This is a genomic window from Cyclobacterium sp. SOCE241 (assembly GCF_056867545.1).
On record NZ_CP149779.1, the window covers coordinates 2,124,913 to 2,145,906 of the forward strand.

Below are 20,994 nucleotides of genomic sequence, written 5' to 3' on the forward strand. Positions count from 1 at the left end.
AACCAACTATGGAAAAAATAAAGTCATTGTATATGAAACGAAATATTGGGTTATTATTTATATTAATCCTCTTGTCCCTACCCTCTTTTGCTCAAAACAATCTGCAAAGTATTAACCAGAGTTTAAGGTATTCCAGGTATTCAAGAATTTCTTTGAAGGTAATACCCATAAAAACCGCAGAAAGAACTTTTAAATTACAAATGCTGGTGGAAAAAATTGAAGAGGAACCAAATTTTGACGATTATTTATTCTCTTACACGATTGTCCATAGTTTTGACCAGAGAATCGATGATGAGCAGGTCATTGCCTTGGATCAAGACATGCTAAAAAAGAATACCAGCGGCCACTTTTATTTTGAAGAAACTGTAGAAATCCCGAGTACAAGAGAACAGGCCTATGTAATTTTTAGAGCGACAGACACCAGACAAGAGGATGAATATGTTTATCATGCGGATTTAATTAGCCCTTTTGTGGTAGATCAACCTTCTTTTGGTGCCTACTTTGGGAATGATATTCCCTTTGATCAGAATTTTTTAAATGCAGAAGAATCTTTACTGTTCAAAAGTGACCAAGGAGTAAGCTTGTACAGGTACTTTTACCCACAAGATTTCCCAATACCGCTCCCTCCTATGGAAACTAAGGTTCCAGATATAGCCAAAGAAACCGAAGTAATCAATGAAGGAGATTTCTTATTGAATGTACCTGTATCATTTGACAAATCAGGCTACTACTTCATTCAAAAGGACACTACTACCGCCAGTGGGTTACTGATCAAAACGGCGGGAAAATCTTTTCCAAAGGTCTCCACATGGGAAGAAATGATCCAAATGGTTGCTTATATTTCTACCAGAAAGGAACATGAGGCTTTATTGGCAGCAGAAAACAAAAAATTAGCTTTAGATGAATATTGGATCAGAATGACCCGAGACGAAGAGGCCGCTAAAAAATTAATCAAAGAATATTTTAGGCAAGTGGAATTTGCCAATATCTTATTTACTGATTTCAAAGAAGGTTGGGCAACTGACCGAGGTATGGTCTACATTATTATGGGCCCTCCCCAGGAAGTTTACTTTAATTTAGACAAAGAAACTTGGGTTTACTTGTCTGAGGATTCAAATTCAAAAATAACCTTTACCTTTGCACGTGTAAAGAATATATTAACCCCACAATATTATACATTGAACCGATCCAGAGCCTACCAGCCTGTATGGTTCAAAACTATCACAGCATGGAGAAACGGAAGGATGGTTTTTAATCAACAAAAGCGAAGACCAAAAGGATTTTATCTTTGGCATCAGGTCCATCATGGAGGCTTTGAATGCGGACAGAGAAATTGATAAAATACTGGTAAACAAAGAACTAAAAGGTGATCTCTTAAAAGAATTACTTGCACTAACTAAAGAGAAAAAGCTTCCGGTAACTAAAGTTCCTGAAAGCAAACTCAACCGGATAACCAGAAAAAACCATCAGGAGTCATTGCTTATATTTCATCCATAGCATATGCTTCATGGGAAAATGTAGTGGACAGTACCTACACCAAAGGGGAAGCACCTCTTATTTTGATGCTTGATAGGGTTACAGATGTCCGTAATTTTGGAGCCATCGCAAGAACAGCAGAGGTAGCAGGAGTCCATGGAATAATAATTCCGGAGAAGGGTAGTGCTCAAATTAACTCAGATGCGGTTAAAACATCTGCCGGAGCTTTAAATTTTCTACCGGTAAGTAGGGTTAGAAACCTCTATTACACCTTAAAAGATCTTAAAAAATCCGGACTGAAAGTCGTTGGTGTGACAGAGAAAACAGACCGAATGATGTACCAAGCAGACCTAACTACGCCTACAGTTTTGGTAATGGGGTCAGAAGAAGATGGGGTTTCAGATGAACTTATGGGATTGTGCGATGAATTTGTCAAAGTACCTGTTCACGGACAAATAGAAAGTCTAAATGTTTCTGTTGCCACTGGAATAGTAATTTACGAAGCCATCCGACAAAGAAAACAATAAACTCCTAAATTTCTAATCAAATGGCATTAGAACTGGTTGCGCTTTTGGTATTGATGGCCGGCATAATAGCTTTGTTGGCTTCATTACTGATTCAAGCCTACAAAAAGCGCGACCAATTGAAGGAAGATCTTGGAGATCTTAGTCTGGAAAAGGAAAGACTCAGCGAAAAGCACCAATTTCTTTTGGGAAAATATGGTGAAGTTCAAAGGGAGCTAGAGGAAATATCTTTGCTTTACAAATCCTTAGAAAAAGAGAATTACCATCTTGCTTTAGATAAAGGAAAACTAGATAGTGAGGTTCAATATATGCATGAGAAATTAATTTTTCAAAAGCAGGAAATCGAAAAAATGCGTGGTCAATTTCAACAAGAATTTGAATTATTGGCTAACAAAATTCTAGAAGAAAAATCTAAAAAATTCACCAGTCAAAATCAAGAAAATATAGAAAGCTTTCTCCAGCCCCTAGGGAAAGAATTGAACGCATTTAAAAAGCAAGTGCAGGAGGCTTATGCCATGGAGTCAAGAGAAAGGTTCTCTTTGGAAAGAAAAGTAAAGGAGCTTGCTGAACTGAACCAACAAATTAGTCAAGAAGCCAAAAACTTAACCAATGCCTTGAAGGGTAATTCAAAGATTCGAGGGAATTGGGGAGAGGCGATTTTGGAAACCATATTACAAAATTCCGGCTTAGAAAAAGATAGACACTACAGTATTCAAGGCTTTTTAAAGGACGAAAATGGACAAGCCCTCTTTGGACCGGATGGTAAAAAAATGCAACCGGATGTTATCATTCATTATCCGGATGACAAGAAAGTTATCATCGACAGTAAAATATCATTAATTGCCTATGAGAAATACAGCAGTTCCCTGGAAGATGCAGATCAAAAATCTGCTTTAGAATTTCACTTAAAAGCCATTAAAACCCATATCGACCAGTTGTCTGCCAAGCAGTACGAAGCTTACGCCAAGGCGCTGGATTTTGTGATCATGTTTATCCCACTAGAAGCGGCTTATATCGTGGCCCTACAGGCTGACCCTCAACTTTGGGAATACGCCTATAAAAAAGGGTGCTATTGATCAGTAGCAGCAACTTGATTGCTGCCTTAAAGATGATCAAAGATTTATGGATAAGGGATGATCAATCCAAAAATGCATTAGAAATTGCCGAAAGAGGAGGCAAAGTTTATGACAAGCTTGCCACTTTTTTACACAGTCTGGAAGACATTGGAAAACACTTAGAAAGGTCTCAAGAAAGTTATTCTACCGCTGTCAAGCAACTCAAAACCGGCAAAGGTAATTTAATTTCACAAGCAGAAAAGCTCAGAGAATTAGGTGTCAATGCTCGAAATAAAATTTCAGGAAATCAATAGATTGGCGAGGAATTGCCACAAATTCTGGATCTGAAAAAAACATGTAAGGGTGGGTTGCAAAATTTAACAGATAGATTTTAATCAAAATGGAAGGTCTTCAGGCTTGTCTATTTCCTTGACCACCGCATGTGCGGAAATTAGGTAATTCCGACCTGTTGCCAATTCCTGACAAAGCACCCTGGTTCTTTGCGTACGTAATTTCTTAAATTGTCTTTTTCTTAATAGAAAGTGAGCATTTATGGATAGGTCTCCTAAAACCGGTTCTTCATAAATACAGGTGTTTTTATCATATTTTCGTAATTCCTTCATCAAGAATAAATCCGAACCTGTAGAAGCTTTCGGGTTATTCATGTATCGCCTTAGAGGAATCAAAATATCATTAGGGAACACCCCTTCCTGCAACATAGGGGCCATCAAAAACTTGAAATTTTGCTTCCATTCGATTCCATGTGGCAATAATCCTTTCCCTATTCTGTCTTTGTATTGACTAAAAACCCGATGATGAGCTACCTCATGGATATAAGTAATCAAAAATTGGTACTGATTCAAATCATTATTAATCGTGATCTTCTGTATGTCGCCCCCCTTTTATAGCGAAAATCTCCCAGTTTTGACCTTCTTGATTTGGTGATTTCAAAGATAAAAGGTTCTTTCTCCCAAAGGGAAAAGCAATAGGTCAAGGCCTTATCCGGCACCCTGCCTTTTAAATTTTCCAACCATTTTTCTTCTTTCACGATTACTTGTTAACTGAAATCAAAATTAAAAATTTTTACCTTCGTGAATAAGCTCAAGTAGTTTTTTTCTGAATAATTCTTCTGAATCTGTAGAAAGGTTACTGATCCTACATCTCCAGGTTTCATACCCCCTTTTTCTATTTCATGGGACGGTGGCACATAGCCTACATTGTCATTGGCCAGGCTAATTGTGAAATAAGGAAAATCGAGCCCTGCCTTTATTTTAAGTCCCGTTTCTGCAAAAAACTCTCCAGGTAAAGCCCCTATTTTTCCTTTCCCTATATGTAAAACCTGAATCGGGCAAGTTGCTTCTTCAGGAAATTCCTTAAGCAACAGTTGTTCACGTGCATAAAGTTTTTGCCAACCTTCAGTGTCCGGTTTCAATTCTTCCAAGCCTCCGGTAGCCAAGATGGCCTTAGCTTTTTCTATTTCGCCTGAATTAGGCATCCTTCTCTCAGTTTTTAATAAGCTAAAACTGCTTTTTAGCGCAGGTGATTGTTCCCATTTAAGAGCTTGGATCCTTTCCAAAACCTTTTCTGCCAACTCACCTCCTATTTTTCTACTCTTGGCCAACTCACCTTCAGGAAATTTAATTCGACCACTGAAATCCCAGATATTTATATCTCCACTAGTGCCATTGCTCATCATCCCCACAAAAGCCTCCCCGGCACCCAGCTTTTCTTTCAATGCATTGGAAAACATACCAAAATAATCAGCTGATATGGTTCCGTTTTCCCAGTCCCCAACATAATGTAGGGAGTAGTTGCCCAGTATGGAGATCCATTGCCCGTCCAAACCTTTAACGGCCATAAAACTTAACTCAGGATCGGGAGTATTCAATGGTTTTATGATTTGGTCTTCCACCCCAAACGGATTGGTTTTGATCTGATCTGTATTTCCTGTTACGGGGTTTATAGGTGAATAGCTTTCCTTCATCCAATACCTGCGACACATCACATATTCAGGAACATCTATAGAGCCAAAGGCCAATTTAGCGGGTTTTAGGCCGACCAAGGCTTTACCTACAGCCTTTGCTATCAGACCCGGCAATCGTTTTCTATAGGCCATGTCTGCAGGCACCATGTGAACATCCTCAACGGCTCCGGAAGCATGGGTGTGCGTGGCCGAAATTAATACTTGCATGGGAGGTATTCCATATTGTCCCTCAATGATATTTTTGGTTTCATCCAAAAACGCTTTTCCCATTACACATATATCCACAACTACAATGACCAAGCAGGTATCATCATTTTTCAATACCAGGGCTTTGGCGTGTAGAGGATCATGTATCTTTTGAGCATAATGTGTGACAAAATCACCATTAATAATGGAACCTAATGGAGGTGTTGTTTCGATAGCGGCTGCACCAGCCTGAAGGATATTTGACATGAGAATATAGAATTAACCATTGAAAAACTTTAACCTGTAGGAAGCGACTTTCCTAAGAAACGAAGAAAATTTCCGTGAAAAATATTATCAATATCCTTATCAGAATATCCTCTTTTATCCAGAATCTCTTCATATTTCTGAAGATCTGCAATTGAGTTGAGGTCCCATGGAGACTGCTCTGTACCAAAGATACCGTCCAAATCACTACCTATACCGATGTGTTCACTATCTCCAACCAATTGGCAAATGTGATCCCAATGATCCACCAAATGTTCCAATTTAATATCCAATTGCCAAGGATCAGAAATAGTATCTATAAAGCGAATGTCCATAGCCCAGCAATCCAACATACCACCTATTACAGCACCTCTTTTTACTAGTTTTTTAATCTGTTCATCAGTCAACTGTCGCTGATTGGGTACAATTTTCCGGACATTGTGGTGACTTGCCCAAATAGGCCCTCCATATAAATCCAATGCTTGTTCAAAGCCTTGATCCGTAAGGTGGGTAAAGTCTAAAATCATTTTGTACTGCTCCATTTTCGTTAGCAGCTCTTTGCCTAATTCAGTAATGGGACCTTCTGATTTGGTTCCCGGCGCGTATCTTCCCGGACCGAAATGAGACAATCCCAAAGCCCTTAGCCCATAATCGTAAGCCCTGTCTAAATAAGAAGGTGTCACCAAAGAATCTCCGCCTTCAAGATTCAAAATATAGCCAATAGCTTTATCTTCATCAGGAATACTGCTATCCTCCCAAAGTGCTACCATCTGATTCAGGTCTTTTCTTGTCAAGATCTGTTTCATTTCACCTATTGCTTCCATTTCCCTGTACCAGGCCAGTTGGGCTTGAGTCATCGCCCAGGCTTGTTGAGGAGAATTCCATCCGGCAAGTGCGGAGTCCAGAGGGGAATACCTGGCCAATTGTGTGGCCACAACAATACCAATTTTTCCTTTTCTCAATTCCGGCAAACAGACTGTACCTCTTCCCCTATCAGGCTTGTCAGGCATATGCATTTCAGCCTTTCTAATCTCAGAAAGCGGCTTACTTAGGTCCCTATTCCACTCAATGGCATTCATAGATAAATCCAAATGCGCATCCAGAATCAGCCTTTTACTCATTTTGAATCAGGTATTTTAGCAGTACAATCGATCTCTACTTTAAGGTTTTCAGCCAATACAGATTGAACCGTAATTCGTGCAGGCTTGGTATTTTTAAAAAAGCTGGCATAAACCTTATTGTATCGGTCAAACTCAGAAATATCTGATAAATGAACCGTGCATTTTACCACATTATCCATCGTACCTCCTGCAGCTTCTATAATTGCCTTAATATTTTCCAAAGTTCTCTGGGTCTCCTCTTCGATGGTTCCAAGTTTAAATTCTGAAGTTTCAAAATCTACCGAAGCTTGGCCGGAAACGAATAAAAATCCATCAACCAAAATGGCGTCAGAATAAGCGCCGGTATCAAAACTTAAATCTCTTTTAGGGTGTACTATCTTTTTCATTATTTGTATTTTTTAATTGTTTAAACTTTATATTTACCATGCTGTCCATCCGCCATCTACCACCAAGTTGTGCCCGGTAATATATGTAGAAGCATTGGAGAGCAAAAAACCTACAGATCCAGCCACTTCAGTGGCCCTACCAACCCTTCCTAAAAATGTCCTTTTCTCCAAACATTTGATAAAATCCGGATGATCTTTTTGAACCTTACCGTTGGGGAATGGACCCGGGGAAATACTGTTGCACCGTATATTCTTGGGACCAAAATGCATGCCTAGGTACCGCGCCATCTGAATGATCCCGGCCTTACCTACTCCGTATTCAATAGGATTAGGTACCAAAGGAGGTGCATATATATTTTGGTCAGGTGAGCCCATTCCGTACATACTCCCGAACAATACGATGCTGCCCGATTGCTTGACCTCCATCAATAGCCCTACGGCCCTTGCAAGTAAAAAGGTGGCGGTAAGTTCACTATGGATTACTTGGTCAAAGTCCTGTGCTTCCAACTTGTCTAGGGACTTTCCACTGGCCGCAAAGGCAAGGTTTACCAAACCATCAGGGCACCCATATTTCTCATTATTCTCAGCTACAAATCCGGGGATAGCTTTAGTAACTGAAAGGTCAAATTTAGAAGGAATCAAAAGACTTCCCAATTTGGCTTCCTCCGCAAAAACAAAGGACTTGTCCTCCCGGTCAATGCATAAAACCTTGGCGCCTTCCCTACAAAGGAAATGGGTTACGGCTTGCCCCAAATACCCAGCCCCTCCCACAACCCAAATAGTTTTCCCTTCCAGAGAAAACGGAGAGGCAGTGAAATCAGCGGATATTGAATCAGGCATTAAGTCCTCCATCCATTAATATATTCTCGCCATTGATATAAGCTCCTGCTTCAGAAGCCAATAAAACTGCCAAACCTTTGATATCATCAGTATTGGCCATCCTACCCATTGGTACCTTCTTATTGTAATTGGCAACAAATCGCTCAGGTTGGTTGTTGAACAAACCTCCGGGAGAAATACAATTGAATCGGATATTTTTCCCTGCATTCATTTTAGCCATGAACCGACTTAAATTGATTAAGCCTGCGTTATGAAAAAATAATCAGGAGGCAAGTCTCCCATACTGGTACCTTCATAATTGGAGAGGTCCGGACCTTTCATACCCATCATCGAACTAATATTAATCACAGACCCACCTCCACTAGCGATAATCAAGTCTGTCATTGCCTTTAGTAAATCCCACATTCCTGTTGCATTTACCCGCATTGATTCATCAAACTCTTCCAGAGGGCGGTTGTAACCCTTCATAGGCCTAGACACAGCATTGTTTACAAACACATGAAGTTTCCCAAATTTCTCCTTTAACTGTTGGGTAAACTTTTCTACTGAAGTGCTGTCCCCTTGGTCCACTTCCATGGCAAAAACATCCAGTCCTTTGGCTTTGAAGGTGGCAGCCGTTTTTTCTGCAGAAGTTAAATCCCTGGATGTGGTGATCACAGTTCCACCTGCTTCTGCCAACCCTTCTACCAAGCATTTACCATATTGACCGGAACCTCCGGTAACAACAATGACCTTACCCTTTAAGCTCAATAATTCTTTAACGTCCATCTTTTGCTATATTAACAACTATACCCCCATTTTCAAAACTCTCCTTGGCTCCAATGACCACTTCCATAATCGCAGAGGTTTTTTCAAATCCCAAATAGGGCTTCTCTCCTTTCAATGCTTCAATAAATACAATTAGATTGTCCCTAAACATGGAATAGGAATTCTGTATATCAGCCATCTTCCAACCATTTTCTCCAAAAAAGCTTAATTGAAAAGTGCCACAAATATCCTTGAACAAATGAACCGTTGCCTTGACTCCATTCTCGAAGGTAACCAAAACAATGTCTTCATCTACTTCCCCTATATGCTGTACCTTAACCGGCTGTGGATCATCTAAGGTGCTAAATAGTGCTTCCAAGAGGTGTACACCATATTTTTTCCAATCTTTTTTTGCCTACCGCTGTCACCAAACTAATTTTCCCAAGAGGCTTTATCCCTGTTTTGACTGTTCTGCATTCCTGTGAATACCTCATGGATGAACATGACATAAATACTTTTCCCAATTGATGCTGTTCAGTGAAATAGGCCAGATCCTCTCTGGAATAAACCAATGGCTTGTCTATAAAAAGAGGTACATTTGCCTCTAAAAAAGGCTTAGCCATCGCCACGTGATGTTCAGGATCATCTCTACCAAGGATAACCGCATCCACCTCTCCAATCATGTCTTCCAAATTCTCCACTACATGGGTAATCCCTGCATTTTTAGCAATACTATTGCTAATCTCAAGATCTTGCGTCCACACATGACTTACTTTGGCTCCTGGAATGCCAAGGGTATCTTGATTGGCTTGTAAATAATCCGAAACTGCAGGATACCCTATTTCATTAATTATATCCTCATCAAAAGTTCCATTGATGATCGATGACCAGGAATAAGGGTGGGCATTTCCAGGACTCATTCCTATCATTCCTATTTTTAGCATTTTCTTTTGGTTATTAGTAAAAGCAATTTCATGTCCTAATTTTTCCTTGACACTAAAGCCAACCCATCCTGTCCCAATAAGGAATATTGATAAATTCCGGATCCGGAAAAGGGATGGCACCTGCAAGCAGTTTTTTATTTAAGGCAGGCAAACCTGCAGTTTCTAGGGCATTTTCTAAATAAACAGGTTTATCAATCCCCACCAATACCGAAGTAATTTTGTCTTGGTCTAACACATAGCGGGTGGCATATTCGGGCAATGTCATGCCCTCTTTCGCAGCCAAGTTCGCATATTGCGAAATATGATGTTCTATTGCAGCCAAGGGTGCTTTAAGGTTTTTTCCTCGGTCACTTAACATTCCTCTCATCAATACTGAGCGAACAACCATACCTACGCCTTTTTTAGCTCCCAAATCAAAAATCTCCGCCTGCCGCTGATCCAATAAGTTAAAAGGTAGTTGAATAACTTCCCACAAACCTGAGTTGATTGCTGTTTCCGACTCCTTTACCGTATAGGTGGAAGCCCCTATGGACTTGGTTAAACCTTCCTTTTTCAAATCTTCAAAGGTTCTGCAGACTGTCTCATTCTTTAAAATGCTTAAATCCGCTTGGTGTAACATCAGTACATCCACATAATCCATCCTCAAGGCTACTAAACTCTCTTCAAGTGAGCCTCTTATTATGTGCGCCAGGGTTTTGTCATCAGGCAATTCTCCGGCAGAATTTTTCAAATGTTGACATTTGGTGCAAATAACGACTTCCTCCCGCCTATGGCGAAAAGCTTTGCCAATCAATTCCTCACTTTTGCCATACATCCTAGCTGTATCAAAAAAATTAACCCCTTTATCCAGGGCTTGAAGCAATAGAGCAATCGCCTCCGTTTCCTGCAACATATCTTTCTCTGAATGAATCCCGGGGCCATATGGCAGACCGATTTCCACACCCCCGAAAGCAATTTGGGAGACTTCTATTCCGGTATTTCCTAATACACTACGCTTCATTTTTGGCGCCGTAATACCCCTTTTCATTGTCCACCTTCTCAGCTGCATTTCCAAAACCAGCTACCAGGTCAGCACAATACTTCGTGAGAGTCAAAACATCTGCTCCGATGCTTATAAACTGATATCCCATATCTTGGTATTCAGCTACCTTGGTTATAGGGCCTGTGGTCCCGGCAAATTTACCATATTTCCTTGCGACTTCTACCACCTTTTTTCTGGCTTCTTGAATCTTTGGGTGGTCCATGTCTCCTGGAGCTCCAATGGCCTGACTGAAATCTCCCGGACCAAAAAACAACATATCAAAACCATCTAATTTGGCGATTTCCTCCAAATCTTCTAATGGTTCAGGATCTTCAATTTGAAAAATAACGAAACGCTGTTGGTTAGCATCCTTTAGGTACGCTTTAAAATTTCCGGCAGCATAAGCTCCATCCGCATTTCCCCCATCAATTGCACGTTTTCCAATGGGATGAAAACGTGTCATCTCAATGACCTTTTTGGCATCGGCCAGGCTCATGACATGAGGAACCATTATCCCACTGGCATCGAGCTCTAAGGGTTTTACATAATCACTGTAACTTCCCCTAGGAACCCTTACTAGAGTATCTTTCCCCTGAGATTTAGCAGCCCAAATTTGAGAAGCCAATATGGACCAATCCTGGCCAATGTGCTCCTGATCCAGCCACAAACAGTCGAATCCTGCTTGTGCAGCAATTTCAACAACGCGGGCGTCTGCCAAGTTTACTTTGAAAGAACAAACATTCTCTCCGTTCCTTAATTTCTTAAGCACTAGGCTTTCTCTCATTTTTATAGTCATATCGGTATTTGCTTGATCAAATATACCAAAGGACTATTAGAGACACTATTACTTTTATTTTAAATAATGATACTATTTTTCGAATTCAAGGACAATACTATTTATAGGAAAACTAGCAGAAAACGAGTAAGAAAAATGGTGTCATCAAAAGGCATCCTATTTGTATAACCTAGAAGGCTCCGGTATATTAAGCCTCAGTCTTATTATCCATGCTCCCCACAACAAAATTGGGGATAAAACCTTTTACTCAAGACCTTTTTCTGAGGATTCCAAAATGGCTTGGTTTTGACTTGATTGCTGTCCCAGCCCAACTCTTTTCTAAAAAATTATTTAACTGAACACAAATTCTACTGTCTCCGGCAATATAAACCATTTTCTTCCCTTCCATCTTTTCTACCTTTTCTTTGACCAAGGCTATAATTTCTTTTTGGGGATTTAAAGGCATTTCATAGAAACCAAATGGTTTGGATTTGTCAGTATCTGAAAACATTTCCTTTTTGTTAGAACTGTAAATAATACCTTCAATTTGCTTCCCTTTCTCTAGGTTTCTCTGAATGACATACAAATGAGACAAAGCGGATAAATCTCCTACCATAAGGTAACTATCAGCGGAATGGTCAACTAGAAATTTTCCTTTTTTCCATTTAAAATAGACTTGATCACCTGGTTGGCTTTTTTCTACCCACTGGGCTCCTATACCCTTGCTGTGGGTAGCTATGGCCAAATCCAAAAAACCTTCCTGTATGTTAAGATCCCATACACTATAACTTCTAATTTTGTCTTTCATGGAAAGGTCTTCCTTGCCAATTCCAATCCCCAAACGTAAAAAATACCCCGGAACAAAATCTACCTTAGTGAAAGTGTCTGATTTCAAACGAATCTTATAGACTGCTTCCGACAATTTGGTTTTGTCCACTATCAATGCTTCCTGAAGCACCACTTTTTTATTATGTTCTCAATTATCCCCATTGTATCACTGTTAAACCTTAGCTTATTTTTTAATAGTTACCCGTATTTTATTCTTTTCTTAATAAATAAAAAACTGAGTTTAGGACTGGCTACTCCGCTCTTGTCATCCCATCCTTTACTGCTTTCACCATTGCCAATGGTTCTTGGTGGGGTCTACCAATTGCCTTTTCGAAATCAGAAGGCACGTCATTGGCCCCCTGCTCTATGCCTTCATAAATTCCGGCGATTACAGTCCCTATAAAATCACCTAGGGCTGCTGTTCTTTCTTTCCTATAGGCTTCTACCGACACCTGATGGTAAAACAACCGGGTTCCATACACTTCATTGATAATGTCAGCCAATTCTTGTTGAGTAATAGGTCTTCCTCCTAGGTTATAAATTTGTCCATTGTGTTCATCTTCCAACAACATTTGGGTATAAGCCTTGGCTAATTCACCTCTACTTGTATAAGAACATTTGCCCGTACCTGCACAATTTCTGATTTCACCCTCTTCGATATAGTGCCCAATGTATTCAATATCAGGTTCGATGTAAATCCCATTTCTTCCGATTGCCCAAAGAAGACCTGATGCTTGAATATCCTTCTCAGTTTGCCTGTTGCTTTTAACGATAGGACTAAATGCAGTGTTTTCTTCGTCCCCAATAATACTGGTATAAACAATTTTTTTAACGCCGTTTTGTTTTGCTGCGTCAATCACATTTCTATGTTGCTGGATTCTCTTTTCAGGGTCATCCATTCCCGAAACCAATAACATGGTATCAATTCCTTTCAATGCTTCGTTGAATTGATCTCGACTGTTGTAATCTCCTTTCCTGATCTCAATTCCAAGTTGTTTCGCATTTTTCGGGGTTCTGGCAATTCCGATGACTTGGTTATCACCCACTTCTTTAATCAATTCGTTCACAATGGAAGCTCCTAATTTCCCACTGGCTGATGTAACTGCTATTTTCATGATATTTTTTCTTTGTTTCGATCCTGAAATGGTGCAAACAAACACCTGTTTTACTTTATTTATCAAAGATCGTAAGAAGCCTTCGTTCTATAAAGGTTAATCCTTAGCTATAAATGGTAAATATGGGAATTGAAATCTCAGGCCTACCTGTAAAAGAAGATTAATTCTTCTATCAGGAAAAATGGTCCTCTATTGCAGTGGAAACTATACTTCCTCAACATTTAATCCATTCAAGAAATCAGCCAGTGTATAGCCCATACTGAAGCAGCCTTGAAGTAAATACCCTCCAGTGGGCGCATACCAGTCCAGCATCTCCCCAATGGCATAAACATTGGGGATTTTTTTACTTGAAAATGTGAATCAATTTCATCCAACGCTATTCCACCAATGGTAGAAATTGCTTCGTCCAATGGTCCGGCAGATTTAAGCTTAATGGGCACAGCTTTGATCGTTTGAAGAAGTAAATCGGGATTTGAAAATGTATATTTGTCACAAAATTGTTTTAATAAACCAATGGAAGTACGATCAAGGTTGAGCGCTTTACTTAAAACACCTGTTATTTTAGTCTGCCGCGAACTATTGAATTTCGCTTTCAACTGAGCCATCGTTAGCCCGGGCTTCAAATCCAAATAGACAATAGCCTCCTTTTTTAACCTCAAGACATCTTGAATTTCACGACTTAGGGCATAGATCGCATTGCCCTCCAGTCCAAACTTAGAAATATTTAACTCACCCTTAATCGATTGATTACCAAAGGACAAAGCAATATTTTTTAGAGGTTTACCTTCATGTGCTTCAATAAATTCCTTGCCCCAAGCAACTTCAAAGGCGCAATTGGCAGCCCTGAGTGGTTGGACCTTTATTCCTTTATTTTCAAATTTCTTCTTCCATACTCCATCAGCCCCAGTCACTTTCCAACTTGCCCCACCTAAAGCAAAAACTACAATATCGGAATCGATTTTTTGGTCCTTATCAAATTGTAATTGTCCATCTTTATCCCAGCCCAACCACTGGGTATTCAATCGGAACTGAATGTCCTTGGCAACTAAATAGGCTGTAATTTTATTGAGCACCTCAATGGGTTTTATTCCCCTTTCAGGAAAAACACGGTTACTTGACCCTACAAAGGTGGGTACATTAAGCTTTTTCAACCAATTTATCAGATCCTTATTTGTAAACCGTTGCAAAGCGGGCGACATAAATTCACTTGGCACATAGGGTTTAATAAGTGATTCCAAACTAGTATGGTAAGTCAAATTCAAACCACCTTCCCCGGCTACCAAAAACTTCCTTCCCAAGGTCTTTTTTTGCTCACACAAGGTTACCTTATATTTTGCCGTGTCAATATGCGCAGCGAATAGCAGCGCTGCAGCACCTCCACCTATAATGGTAATTTTTTTCATCTACAAAATACGGGATTAGAAAGTTGGTAATAAGCAGATTCAGCTATAAAATAGTTGGTCGACTTACAGCCACCTATTTGCATCAATTATTTTTCAATGGTTGCTCGATAAATTGGCACTAAAGAAGAGGCCAGAAATGTAACAGCAAATTTACCCTGATATTTTTATCTTCTAATACCGAAACTCAATTTATACTGCTTGAAGAACAAATAAAGCCACCCTTCAAGCCTTACAGACCTATTCAGCAATAGAATTAGCGATATCAGTCTAGCCTTTTTCCGTTTTTAGTTCATCCTCAATCTGTATAACTTGATCAATTAGCATGTCAGCCTGCCTTCTTTGTTCACCATCAAATGGTCCAATTGGGAACCGAACATTAGGCTGTGTATAGATGCCTTGCCTGTATAATAATCGCTTAAAAAATGGATTGAAAGGTCTAAACTCTGATTAGAAAAATTCAATACAGGTAAAATTGTTTTGAATAAGGATTCAGCCTCCTGAGTTTCGCCCATTTCAAATTGGTGGTATATTTTGGTGTAAATCCAATGCATACCGGTGGGCATAAATGCATGGACACCCCTATTAAGCCCGTCCATCATTTGAGAAACAGCCCAACCTCCACTGACATTTAGTTTTCCTTGGGTAAGTTTTAGAATACGTGAGTATTTGGGCCCGGCAGGAACAGTTTCTATTTTTAGACAACGAAAAGTAGGGACCTCATCGAATAACTCACAGATCAATTTATCCGGCAAGCCACTTCCGGTAGCATCCCAATCCTGAAGCATAATCATTTCAGGGGATAAATCCGCCAAATCCATAAAGTGCTTTCGAAACTGATTTTCGTCAACAAAAGGAATTTGGAACAATACATTTTTACAGCCTAAATCCAAATATGATTTTAAAAGCTTTTTACTATTGTCCAAATCCTGTTCTCCGGCTCCACCAATCACAGGCACTTTACCATTCACAGTTTCTAACACCAAAGCTAACATGCTTTGTCGTTCAGAAGCTGTCAATTTATATACTTCTGCTGCCATTGCAGGCACCAAAAAACCTGCTACACCAGCCTTCAGCGCTTCATTAACATTCCTTTCTAGGGAATCAAAATCAATGCTATCGTATTTCGTAAATGGCGTATTGAGTACCGTAACAATTCCTTTTAAAGGATAAAGCTCCTGCCTTGGCTGGAATTTTTTTCTCTATCCATACTTATCTTTTGATCAGCCAAACGTCTGTTACCCTGGATTGCTTCCTCCAGTTTAGGTGCTCCTCATCCGGCTTGTCAAAGCTTAGCTTTAATGTTCCATCTTTGATAATATCTTTTGGAAGCGGAAACTCTTTAAACTCCTCAAATCCTTTTTCATATTTGGTCGGCACAAGACGTAGGTCATTTGCTCTCAACAATGCTTCACCAAATCCGGAAACCCTAATCAGGTAATTGGTATTAGGATCTAAATCATGGTATTCCAAGGTTGGGGTAAATTGAAACAACTGTGTAGAAAGGCGCTTTCTGCTCAAACCATCATTTTCCCACAAGAAGTCTATGGCATCGTCTGTTTTGGAGGTAACATGTTCGGCATCTGCACTTGAAATGTTATCATAAAAACTTCCCTCTCCCGGAGAGTCATAAGTCCTAATAAAATCCAGTCTTGCCAACTTTTCCTCTTCACTCTCCAATTCCTTTACTTTTTCAAATTCATCTTCCAACCACCACCTGTTGTTCAAAGGGTAATCAATAAAATCCAGAATCGCACCTCTTTCCGCACTTCGTGCCTGGTACTTTTCTACGCTTAATTGCGCTCCGATGGATTGAAAAAGTTTTTCCCCATAAACAAATACTTTTTCCTTCAAGTCTTGGGAGACCATTTCAATGGTTGCTTTTTTTAATTGTTGAAGGGCATCATGCATGGCCTCGTCTGCACCTATGGTCTCGGCTCGAGCCAATATTTTATAGGCTTCAGCTTCCAATCCTTTTTCAAAGACCAACCTATCTTTTATATAAGCATCATAATAAGCCCGCATCACCAATTGCTGCCATCTCCAATTTTCGGCCAATTGTGGGTTGTCCACTTCCAATCTTTTCCATAATTCCAAGGTTTTTTTAATCGCATCATTGCTTATAATCGGCCCGTCCCAATTTTTTCTAGAGCAAATATTCCTTCAGTAGCTTCCTCGGCGACTTCCTCGCCAAAGAAAAATCGGCTATACTCCATGATAATTTCTTTGGGGTCCTTTTGGGGATTGACGCCCAGCTGGCTCCACAACACCTTATTGACATCATCATGGGTACCATCTGAATACGTGATGAATCCATCGGTAAATTGGCTATCTCTAACAAACAGATCAGTATACATTAAGGGTTGAGGATTGCATGGCTCCCTGCCCAATGTCAAGGCAAAAGCTTGGTCCCAATTGTCTACAGGATACTGACACCTTACGGTATGGGTAATATCAGGATAAAAGCGGTGCAGGTATTTTTTGGCAACAACTTCCTCTCTAACGCTATTGGAGGACTACTTGGCCCATATACCAATCCTTTGAGCCAATCAGGATTATGCTGTTCCAAATAATCGAAGAAATAATCAACTTTTTCCTTGTTAAATCCCTGCAAGGAAACCCAAATCCCTGCCTCCGGATGATACTTCTTCAATATAGCTGATAAATCATTTAAATAGGGAATCAATTGCGCAGGGTGGTTTTCTCCCGGATCTCCTCCAGGTACAAAGACACCATCTAACCTTGGACATTTGGCATAAAATGCTTCCTGTTCATCAAGTCCTTCCTGATGGGCATTTTCAATGGTCAAATCATGCGGAGCAGGGTCCAAACCCAATACTCAGCATCATATTTCTCACATATTTTGCTAAGCTCAACCTCCATAAGCTGAGGATTGACCTTAAAGTGCGGACTAGAGTTAACCTTCTGAAAGGGTATATTCTCAAAACTATTGGCTCCAAAAAGCACTTGCTCTCTAAAATGTTGATCAAATTGTTCCACAGTCCAAGCGTCCCAAGAATTGGCAGTATTTCGATAACCGAATTGATGACCACGTAGAGGATATTCCGGTGCTTCCGAAATATTGATGGCTGAATTGATTGTGATTTCACCATCCTTCATATTCGCCAATCTCAGCAACTTACCTACACCAAATAAGATGCCTCTAGTATCGCTACCCAGAATCCATATTATATTTTGGTTTTCATCCCTCTCATGAAAAATATGGTAACCTTCTGCCTTCAAGTCTTCGGGAATGCTATTGCTCTTCGAAGGAGGTGTCTTGCCAAATAACTCATTGTCATTTTCCAAAGCTATGGCAATGGTAGTATTGCTTTCCCATTTATCTGAAACTCTCAGATGAAGTGCAGTGCGTTTTTCAATTTCTTCGACCAAGACCTCCCCTGCGGTTTGCTGGATAGGCGATTTGATCTGTGGAGATATTAAAATATTTGCCTTTGACAAATCAAGCTTTTCTTGATCTTCATTGACACAGGATATCAGGGCAATCAATGCTATAGTTACAGCCCAAAACTTTGTAATTGTCTTCATTTCATGTAGCTTTTACTCCATTGAAAGAAAGGCTTCATCTCATTCTGTATAATGATACCTTTCTAACCTCAACCTTAACTACTGCTAACTGGACAAAACCTACCATGGTGGGTGGGGGACAAGATTAGCCCATTGAATGAAAAAGTTAATAAACTGCCTACTAACAAGAATTGAATTGAAGCCTTATTCTCGCCCATTGCTAATCATAAGTAGCATTGGCGTAGGCATTAAAATCAGAAAATTCATTTGGAAAAGTATTGTTTACAAATTCATATTCCCAAAGTTCTATATACCTTACCCCCATGGCCTTTGCCTGAGCCAACATTGTGCTGTAATCACCGTCTTTAAATCTTTCTCTTTGATCAGACCTGCCAATTGCTTGGGCATAAATATCACCCGGAAAAGCGGTTAATGCGGCCAATAAATTGGGTTGGTAAGTTGTCTTACCGGAAATCCACCAAATTGCGGCTCCAACTCGCTGATTCAAAGAACTGTCATTCCATAAGTCTGTTAACATTTGGTTTGGAATAGCACTGTCATTGATAAGGTCATGGACTTCTACTGCAATGGCTTTATCAGGGAAGGCCATTGCAAAGTTTACAGCTGTTGACTTAACGGCATTCACCCATTTGTCAGCAGTGAATCCTGCATTGATAAGAACAGTTTCGGACACTCCATTAAAGTGGCCTTCAATGCCATTAGCAGTCATTTGCGGGACATAGACCTAGGTCTTCATCATTTCCATATTTAGCTGCCAAGGCCAAAGCCAATTGATTTAATTTGAGAATAACCTGATTGTCCCACATTTTCGGTATTACCTTTACATTGCCATAAAAATCAGTAATTTCAAATGAGTCAACTTTTTCATCTTCAAACAACCATAAAGGGCTACTTTCTCCCGCAATAATTCCTAAACTCCATTCCAGATTTCTTTCTTTAATTGATAAAAGAAATTGATCAATCAATGAAAAATCATATATACCTTCCTCCGGTTCAATATCATTCCATTTCACACGAATTAAAGCACCATTGACATGGGCATTATCCAAGGCTGTTTCATTTCCAATTGAACTTGAATACAAACCCTTTGGTTTGTAAATACCGCTGTTATTTTCAACTTTGGGTGCTTCAATACGATTGCATGAAAGGCAAACCAAATAGAAGAAAGTTAAAAAAACCTTCTCATTCACATTATATTTAAGATTGATTACGGTAAGACCCGCATTTTAGGCAAAAGTTTAATTATCCTTAAAATAAACGATTAAATTTTGTATAAATAATATTTTACAATGCCTTTTCCATCAAAAAAGAAAATGTTATAAATTAATTGATACTCATAACTTAGCCTATAGAATGTATTTTAAGATCAATTTACCAAAACAAAAACCCTCCTTCCGGACAATGGCTGTATATTAGCCTTCCTAAAGTTTATTATAAAGCAGACATTTCCTATTGGGATAATTAGTGTAGATCATGAAACAACTATTTTCAAATTTATTGTTTAAAGTTTTTCTTGCCATAATATTGGGCATTCTTTTCGGACAGTATTTACCTGAATCCATCAATCGGATCTTCACCACCTTTAATGCTTTTTTCGGACAGTTTCTAAATTTCGCTATACCCTTAATTATTATGGGATTAATAATGCCTGCAATAGCTGATTTGGGAAAAGGTGCAGGAAAATTATTGTTAATGGCTGCTGCCATTGCATATGGTTCGACCTTGTTCTCAGGTTTTATGACCTATCTAACTACTTCAGGGATATTCCCCATGCTTTTGGAATCACATGCCAACGGAGCTGCTCCAATAGCAGAAGAAGGACCTAAACTTACACCTTACTTTAGTATTAGCATTCCTCCCATACTCGACGTCATGTCAGCCCTTGTTTTAGCCTTTGTAGTTGGAATAGGTCTTTCCACCCAGGAAGAATCAAATCTAAAATTGATGGTGAGAGACTTCCAAAAAATCATCATGCAATTGATTGAAAATGTAATCATCCCACTCTTGCCGCTTTTCATTTTGGGTATTTTTGCAAAAATGTCCTTTAGCGGACAAGTCTTTTCAATTCTATCTGTGTTTATAAGCATTATTGGGGTGATTTTTGCCTTGCACGTTTTACTGTTATTGCTTCAATATATCATTGCAGGTTTGGTTTCAAAGAAAAATCCTTTTAAGTTACTGATCACAATGATGCCTGCCTATTTCACAGCATTGGGCACCCAATCTTCTGCAGCCACCATTCCTGTAACCTTAGAACAAGCGCTAAAAAATGGTGTTTCTGAGAAAATTGCAGGCTTTGTAATTCCCTTATGTGCGACCATTCACCTGTCTGGCAGTATTATGAAAATCACTGCTTGTGCCATGGCCTTGATGATTCTATATGGAATGCCTTTTGGTTTCACACTCTTTACCGGATTTATTTTTGTTTTGGGCATTGCCATGATCGCCGCACCGGGAGTTCCCGGAGGAGCCATTATGGCCGCTGTTGGTATCCTTCAATCCATGTTAGGCTTTAATGAAGAGATGATTGGCATAATGATCGCTTTGTACATTGCCATGGATAGTTTTGGCACCGCCTGCAATGTGACCGGAGACGGGGCAATAGCTATAGTGATGGATAAGGTAACCAAAGAAAAGTTGGTCGCTTAATACTGAAATAGGAAGTACCGATTTAGGGACAGATCACTTCGCTGGAAAAAACTACCTCAAGAAATCCTATTGTAAAACGCCCTATAACTTTTTATAGCTAAACATACATTTCTGTGTTAAAGCTGACTGT

The 20,994-nt window shown here is 39.6% G+C and carries 25 protein-coding genes and 1 pseudogene; 5 read left to right on the forward strand and 21 right to left on the reverse strand.

Annotated features, from left to right (window positions below; translation table 11 throughout):
* Positions 1-32 precede the first annotated feature (32 nt).
* The 4 genes and pseudogenes from WG932_RS10450 (at position 33) to WG932_RS10465 (ending at position 3,369) form a co-directional block, all read left to right on the forward strand.
* Positions 33-1,337, forward strand: coding sequence for a GWxTD domain-containing protein (locus tag WG932_RS10450; RefSeq protein WP_483087877.1), 1,305 nt, complete (start codon positions 33-35; stop codon positions 1,335-1,337).
* Entirely contained in the window at positions 1,306-1,497 is a 192-nt protein-coding gene (locus WG932_RS10455) for an RNA methyltransferase substrate-binding domain-containing protein (protein WP_483087878.1), read from the forward strand. Before WG932_RS10450 ends, WG932_RS10455 begins: the two co-directional genes overlap by 32 nt.
* Positions 1,494-2,003, forward strand: coding sequence for a 23S rRNA (guanosine(2251)-2'-O)-methyltransferase RlmB (gene rlmB / locus WG932_RS10460; protein WP_483088619.1), 510 nt, complete (start codon positions 1,494-1,496; stop codon positions 2,001-2,003). The genes WG932_RS10455 and rlmB overlap by 4 nt, the downstream gene beginning before the upstream one ends.
* A 347-nt stretch (positions 2,004-2,350) precedes the next feature.
* Positions 2,351-3,369, forward strand: a pseudogene (locus WG932_RS10465) (DNA recombination protein RmuC).
* A gap of 81 nt (positions 3,370-3,450) precedes the next feature.
* Here WG932_RS10465 and WG932_RS10470 read toward each other — a convergent pair.
* The 21 genes from WG932_RS10470 to WG932_RS10570 form a co-directional block, all read right to left on the reverse strand.
* Positions 3,451-3,918, reverse strand: a complete 468-nt coding sequence (locus tag WG932_RS10470) for a transcription elongation protein SprT (RefSeq protein ID WP_483087879.1) — start codon at positions 3,916-3,918, stop codon at positions 3,451-3,453.
* 194 nt (positions 3,919-4,112) lie between these two features.
* The gene (locus WG932_RS10475; protein WP_483087880.1) at positions 4,113-5,492 is read right to left on the reverse strand and encodes a hypothetical protein; all 1,380 of its coding nucleotides are present in this window, start codon (positions 5,490-5,492) and stop codon (positions 4,113-4,115) included.
* Between the two features lie 29 nt (positions 5,493-5,521).
* Positions 5,522-6,610, reverse strand: a complete 1,089-nt coding sequence (locus tag WG932_RS10480) for a dipeptidase (RefSeq protein ID WP_014018117.1) — start codon at positions 6,608-6,610, stop codon at positions 5,522-5,524.
* The gene (locus tag WG932_RS10485; RefSeq protein ID WP_014018118.1) at positions 6,607-6,996 is read right to left on the reverse strand and encodes a RidA family protein; all 390 of its coding nucleotides are present in this window, start codon (positions 6,994-6,996) and stop codon (positions 6,607-6,609) included. The genes WG932_RS10480 and WG932_RS10485 overlap by 4 nt, the downstream gene beginning before the upstream one ends.
* A 33-nt stretch (positions 6,997-7,029) precedes the next feature.
* Positions 7,030-7,848 carry an SDR family oxidoreductase gene (locus tag WG932_RS10490; protein WP_149393579.1) on the reverse strand — a complete coding sequence of 273 codons (819 nt, stop codon included), beginning with the start codon at positions 7,846-7,848 and terminating at the stop codon, positions 7,030-7,032.
* Positions 7,829-8,056 (reverse strand): SDR family oxidoreductase, encoded by a 228-nt coding sequence (locus WG932_RS10495; RefSeq protein WP_483087881.1) that lies wholly within the window; start codon positions 8,054-8,056, stop codon positions 7,829-7,831. Before WG932_RS10495 ends, WG932_RS10490 begins: the two co-directional genes overlap by 20 nt.
* Before the next feature lie 17 nt (positions 8,057-8,073).
* Entirely contained in the window at positions 8,074-8,604 is a 531-nt protein-coding gene (locus WG932_RS10500; protein WP_483087882.1) for an SDR family NAD(P)-dependent oxidoreductase, read from the reverse strand.
* Positions 8,594-8,962, reverse strand: coding sequence for a hypothetical protein (locus WG932_RS10505; protein WP_483087883.1), 369 nt, complete (start codon positions 8,960-8,962; stop codon positions 8,594-8,596). The genes WG932_RS10500 and WG932_RS10505 overlap by 11 nt, the downstream gene beginning before the upstream one ends.
* On the reverse strand, positions 8,946-9,527 hold the full coding sequence (locus WG932_RS10510) for a Gfo/Idh/MocA family oxidoreductase (protein ID WP_483087884.1): 582 nt from the start codon (positions 9,525-9,527) through the stop codon (positions 8,946-8,948). Before WG932_RS10510 ends, WG932_RS10505 begins: the two co-directional genes overlap by 17 nt.
* A gap of 52 nt (positions 9,528-9,579) precedes the next feature.
* Positions 9,580-10,527 carry an aldo/keto reductase gene (locus tag WG932_RS10515; RefSeq protein WP_483087885.1) on the reverse strand — a complete coding sequence of 316 codons (948 nt, stop codon included), beginning with the start codon at positions 10,525-10,527 and terminating at the stop codon, positions 9,580-9,582.
* On the reverse strand, positions 10,517-11,332 hold the full coding sequence (locus WG932_RS10520; protein ID WP_483087886.1) for an HpcH/HpaI aldolase family protein: 816 nt from the start codon (positions 11,330-11,332) through the stop codon (positions 10,517-10,519). Before WG932_RS10520 ends, WG932_RS10515 begins: the two co-directional genes overlap by 11 nt.
* A gap of 259 nt (positions 11,333-11,591) precedes the next feature.
* A complete protein-coding gene (locus WG932_RS10525) occupies positions 11,592-12,284 on the reverse strand; it encodes an FAD-binding oxidoreductase (protein WP_483087887.1) in 693 nt (230 codons plus the stop codon).
* Positions 12,285-12,402: 118 nt separating this feature from the next.
* Positions 12,403-13,266 (reverse strand): SDR family oxidoreductase, encoded by an 864-nt coding sequence (locus WG932_RS10530; RefSeq protein ID WP_483087888.1) that lies wholly within the window; start codon positions 13,264-13,266, stop codon positions 12,403-12,405.
* A gap of 230 nt (positions 13,267-13,496) precedes the next feature.
* The gene (locus tag WG932_RS10535; protein ID WP_483087889.1) at positions 13,497-14,669 is read right to left on the reverse strand and encodes a TIGR03862 family flavoprotein; all 1,173 of its coding nucleotides are present in this window, start codon (positions 14,667-14,669) and stop codon (positions 13,497-13,499) included.
* Positions 14,670-14,986: 317 nt separating this feature from the next.
* A complete protein-coding gene (locus WG932_RS10540; RefSeq protein ID WP_483088620.1) occupies positions 14,987-15,823 on the reverse strand; it encodes a dihydrodipicolinate synthase family protein in 837 nt (278 codons plus the stop codon).
* A gap of 55 nt (positions 15,824-15,878) precedes the next feature.
* Positions 15,879-16,763, reverse strand: coding sequence for a hypothetical protein (locus WG932_RS10545; protein WP_483087890.1), 885 nt, complete (start codon positions 16,761-16,763; stop codon positions 15,879-15,881).
* A gap of 23 nt (positions 16,764-16,786) precedes the next feature.
* The gene (locus tag WG932_RS10550) at positions 16,787-17,023 is read right to left on the reverse strand and encodes a hypothetical protein (protein WP_483087891.1); all 237 of its coding nucleotides are present in this window, start codon (positions 17,021-17,023) and stop codon (positions 16,787-16,789) included.
* 80 nt (positions 17,024-17,103) lie between these two features.
* The gene (locus WG932_RS10555; RefSeq protein ID WP_483087892.1) at positions 17,104-17,502 is read right to left on the reverse strand and encodes a hypothetical protein; all 399 of its coding nucleotides are present in this window, start codon (positions 17,500-17,502) and stop codon (positions 17,104-17,106) included.
* Positions 17,472-18,215 carry an alpha-glucuronidase family glycosyl hydrolase gene (locus WG932_RS10560; protein ID WP_483087893.1) on the reverse strand — a complete coding sequence of 248 codons (744 nt, stop codon included), beginning with the start codon at positions 18,213-18,215 and terminating at the stop codon, positions 17,472-17,474. The genes WG932_RS10555 and WG932_RS10560 overlap by 31 nt, the downstream gene beginning before the upstream one ends.
* A gap of 199 nt (positions 18,216-18,414) precedes the next feature.
* Positions 18,415-18,924, reverse strand: coding sequence for a hypothetical protein (locus tag WG932_RS10565; protein ID WP_483087894.1), 510 nt, complete (start codon positions 18,922-18,924; stop codon positions 18,415-18,417).
* Positions 18,914-19,297, reverse strand: coding sequence for a beta-galactosidase (locus tag WG932_RS10570; RefSeq protein ID WP_483087895.1), 384 nt, complete (start codon positions 19,295-19,297; stop codon positions 18,914-18,916). Before WG932_RS10570 ends, WG932_RS10565 begins: the two co-directional genes overlap by 11 nt.
* Before the next feature lie 391 nt (positions 19,298-19,688).
* Here WG932_RS10570 and WG932_RS10575 point away from each other — a divergent pair, with 391 nt between their 5' ends.
* Complete coding sequence (locus tag WG932_RS10575; protein WP_483087896.1) at positions 19,689-20,864, forward strand: dicarboxylate/amino acid:cation symporter; 1,176 nt, start codon at positions 19,689-19,691, stop codon at positions 20,862-20,864.
* The last annotated feature ends 130 nt before the right edge of the window (positions 20,865-20,994 follow it).

Excerpts from the sequence above, each read along its gene's own strand:
- WG932_RS10475 (WP_483087880.1), bottom strand. The coding sequence starts at position 5,492 with ATGTCAAATATCCTTCAGGCTGGTGCAGCCGCTATCGAAACAACACCT.
- WG932_RS10455 (WP_483087878.1), top strand. The coding sequence starts at position 1,306 with ATGGAGGCTTTGAATGCGGACAGAGAAATTGATAAAATACTGGTAAAC.
- WG932_RS10500 (WP_483087882.1), bottom strand. The coding sequence starts at position 8,604 with ATGGACGTTAAAGAATTATTGAGCTTAAAGGGTAAGGTCATTGTTGTT.
- WG932_RS10560 (WP_483087893.1), bottom strand. The coding sequence starts at position 18,215 with ATGAAGACAATTACAAAGTTTTGGGCTGTAACTATAGCATTGATTGCC.
- WG932_RS10530 (WP_483087888.1), bottom strand. The coding sequence starts at position 13,266 with ATGAAAATAGCAGTTACATCAGCCAGTGGGAAATTAGGAGCTTCCATT.
- WG932_RS10565 (WP_483087894.1), bottom strand. The coding sequence starts at position 18,924 with ATGACTGCTAATGGCATTGAAGGCCACTTTAATGGAGTGTCCGAAACT.
- WG932_RS10495 (WP_483087881.1), bottom strand. The coding sequence starts at position 8,056 with ATGGCTAAAATGAATGCAGGGAAAAATATCCGATTCAATTGTATTTCT.
- WG932_RS10480 (WP_014018117.1), bottom strand. The coding sequence starts at position 6,610 with ATGAGTAAAAGGCTGATTCTGGATGCGCATTTGGATTTATCTATGAAT.
- WG932_RS10575 (WP_483087896.1), top strand. The coding sequence starts at position 19,689 with ATGAAACAACTATTTTCAAATTTATTGTTTAAAGTTTTTCTTGCCATA.
- WG932_RS10520 (WP_483087886.1), bottom strand. The coding sequence starts at position 11,332 with ATGAGAGAAAGCCTAGTGCTTAAGAAATTAAGGAACGGAGAGAATGTT.
- WG932_RS10535 (WP_483087889.1), bottom strand. The coding sequence starts at position 14,669 with ATGAAAAAAATTACCATTATAGGTGGAGGTGCTGCAGCGCTGCTATTC.
- WG932_RS10450 (WP_483087877.1), top strand. The coding sequence starts at position 33 with ATGAAACGAAATATTGGGTTATTATTTATATTAATCCTCTTGTCCCTA.
- WG932_RS10550 (WP_483087891.1), bottom strand. The coding sequence starts at position 17,023 with ATGTATACTGATCTGTTTGTTAGAGATAGCCAATTTACCGATGGATTC.
- WG932_RS10515 (WP_483087885.1), bottom strand. The coding sequence starts at position 10,527 with ATGAAGCGTAGTGTATTAGGAAATACCGGAATAGAAGTCTCCCAAATT.
- WG932_RS10510 (WP_483087884.1), bottom strand. The coding sequence starts at position 9,527 with ATGCTAAAAATAGGAATGATAGGAATGAGTCCTGGAAATGCCCACCCT.
- WG932_RS10485 (WP_014018118.1), bottom strand. The coding sequence starts at position 6,996 with ATGAAAAAGATAGTACACCCTAAAAGAGATTTAAGTTTTGATACCGGC.
- WG932_RS10490 (WP_149393579.1), bottom strand. The coding sequence starts at position 7,848 with ATGGAGGACTTAATGCCTGATTCAATATCCGCTGATTTCACTGCCTCT.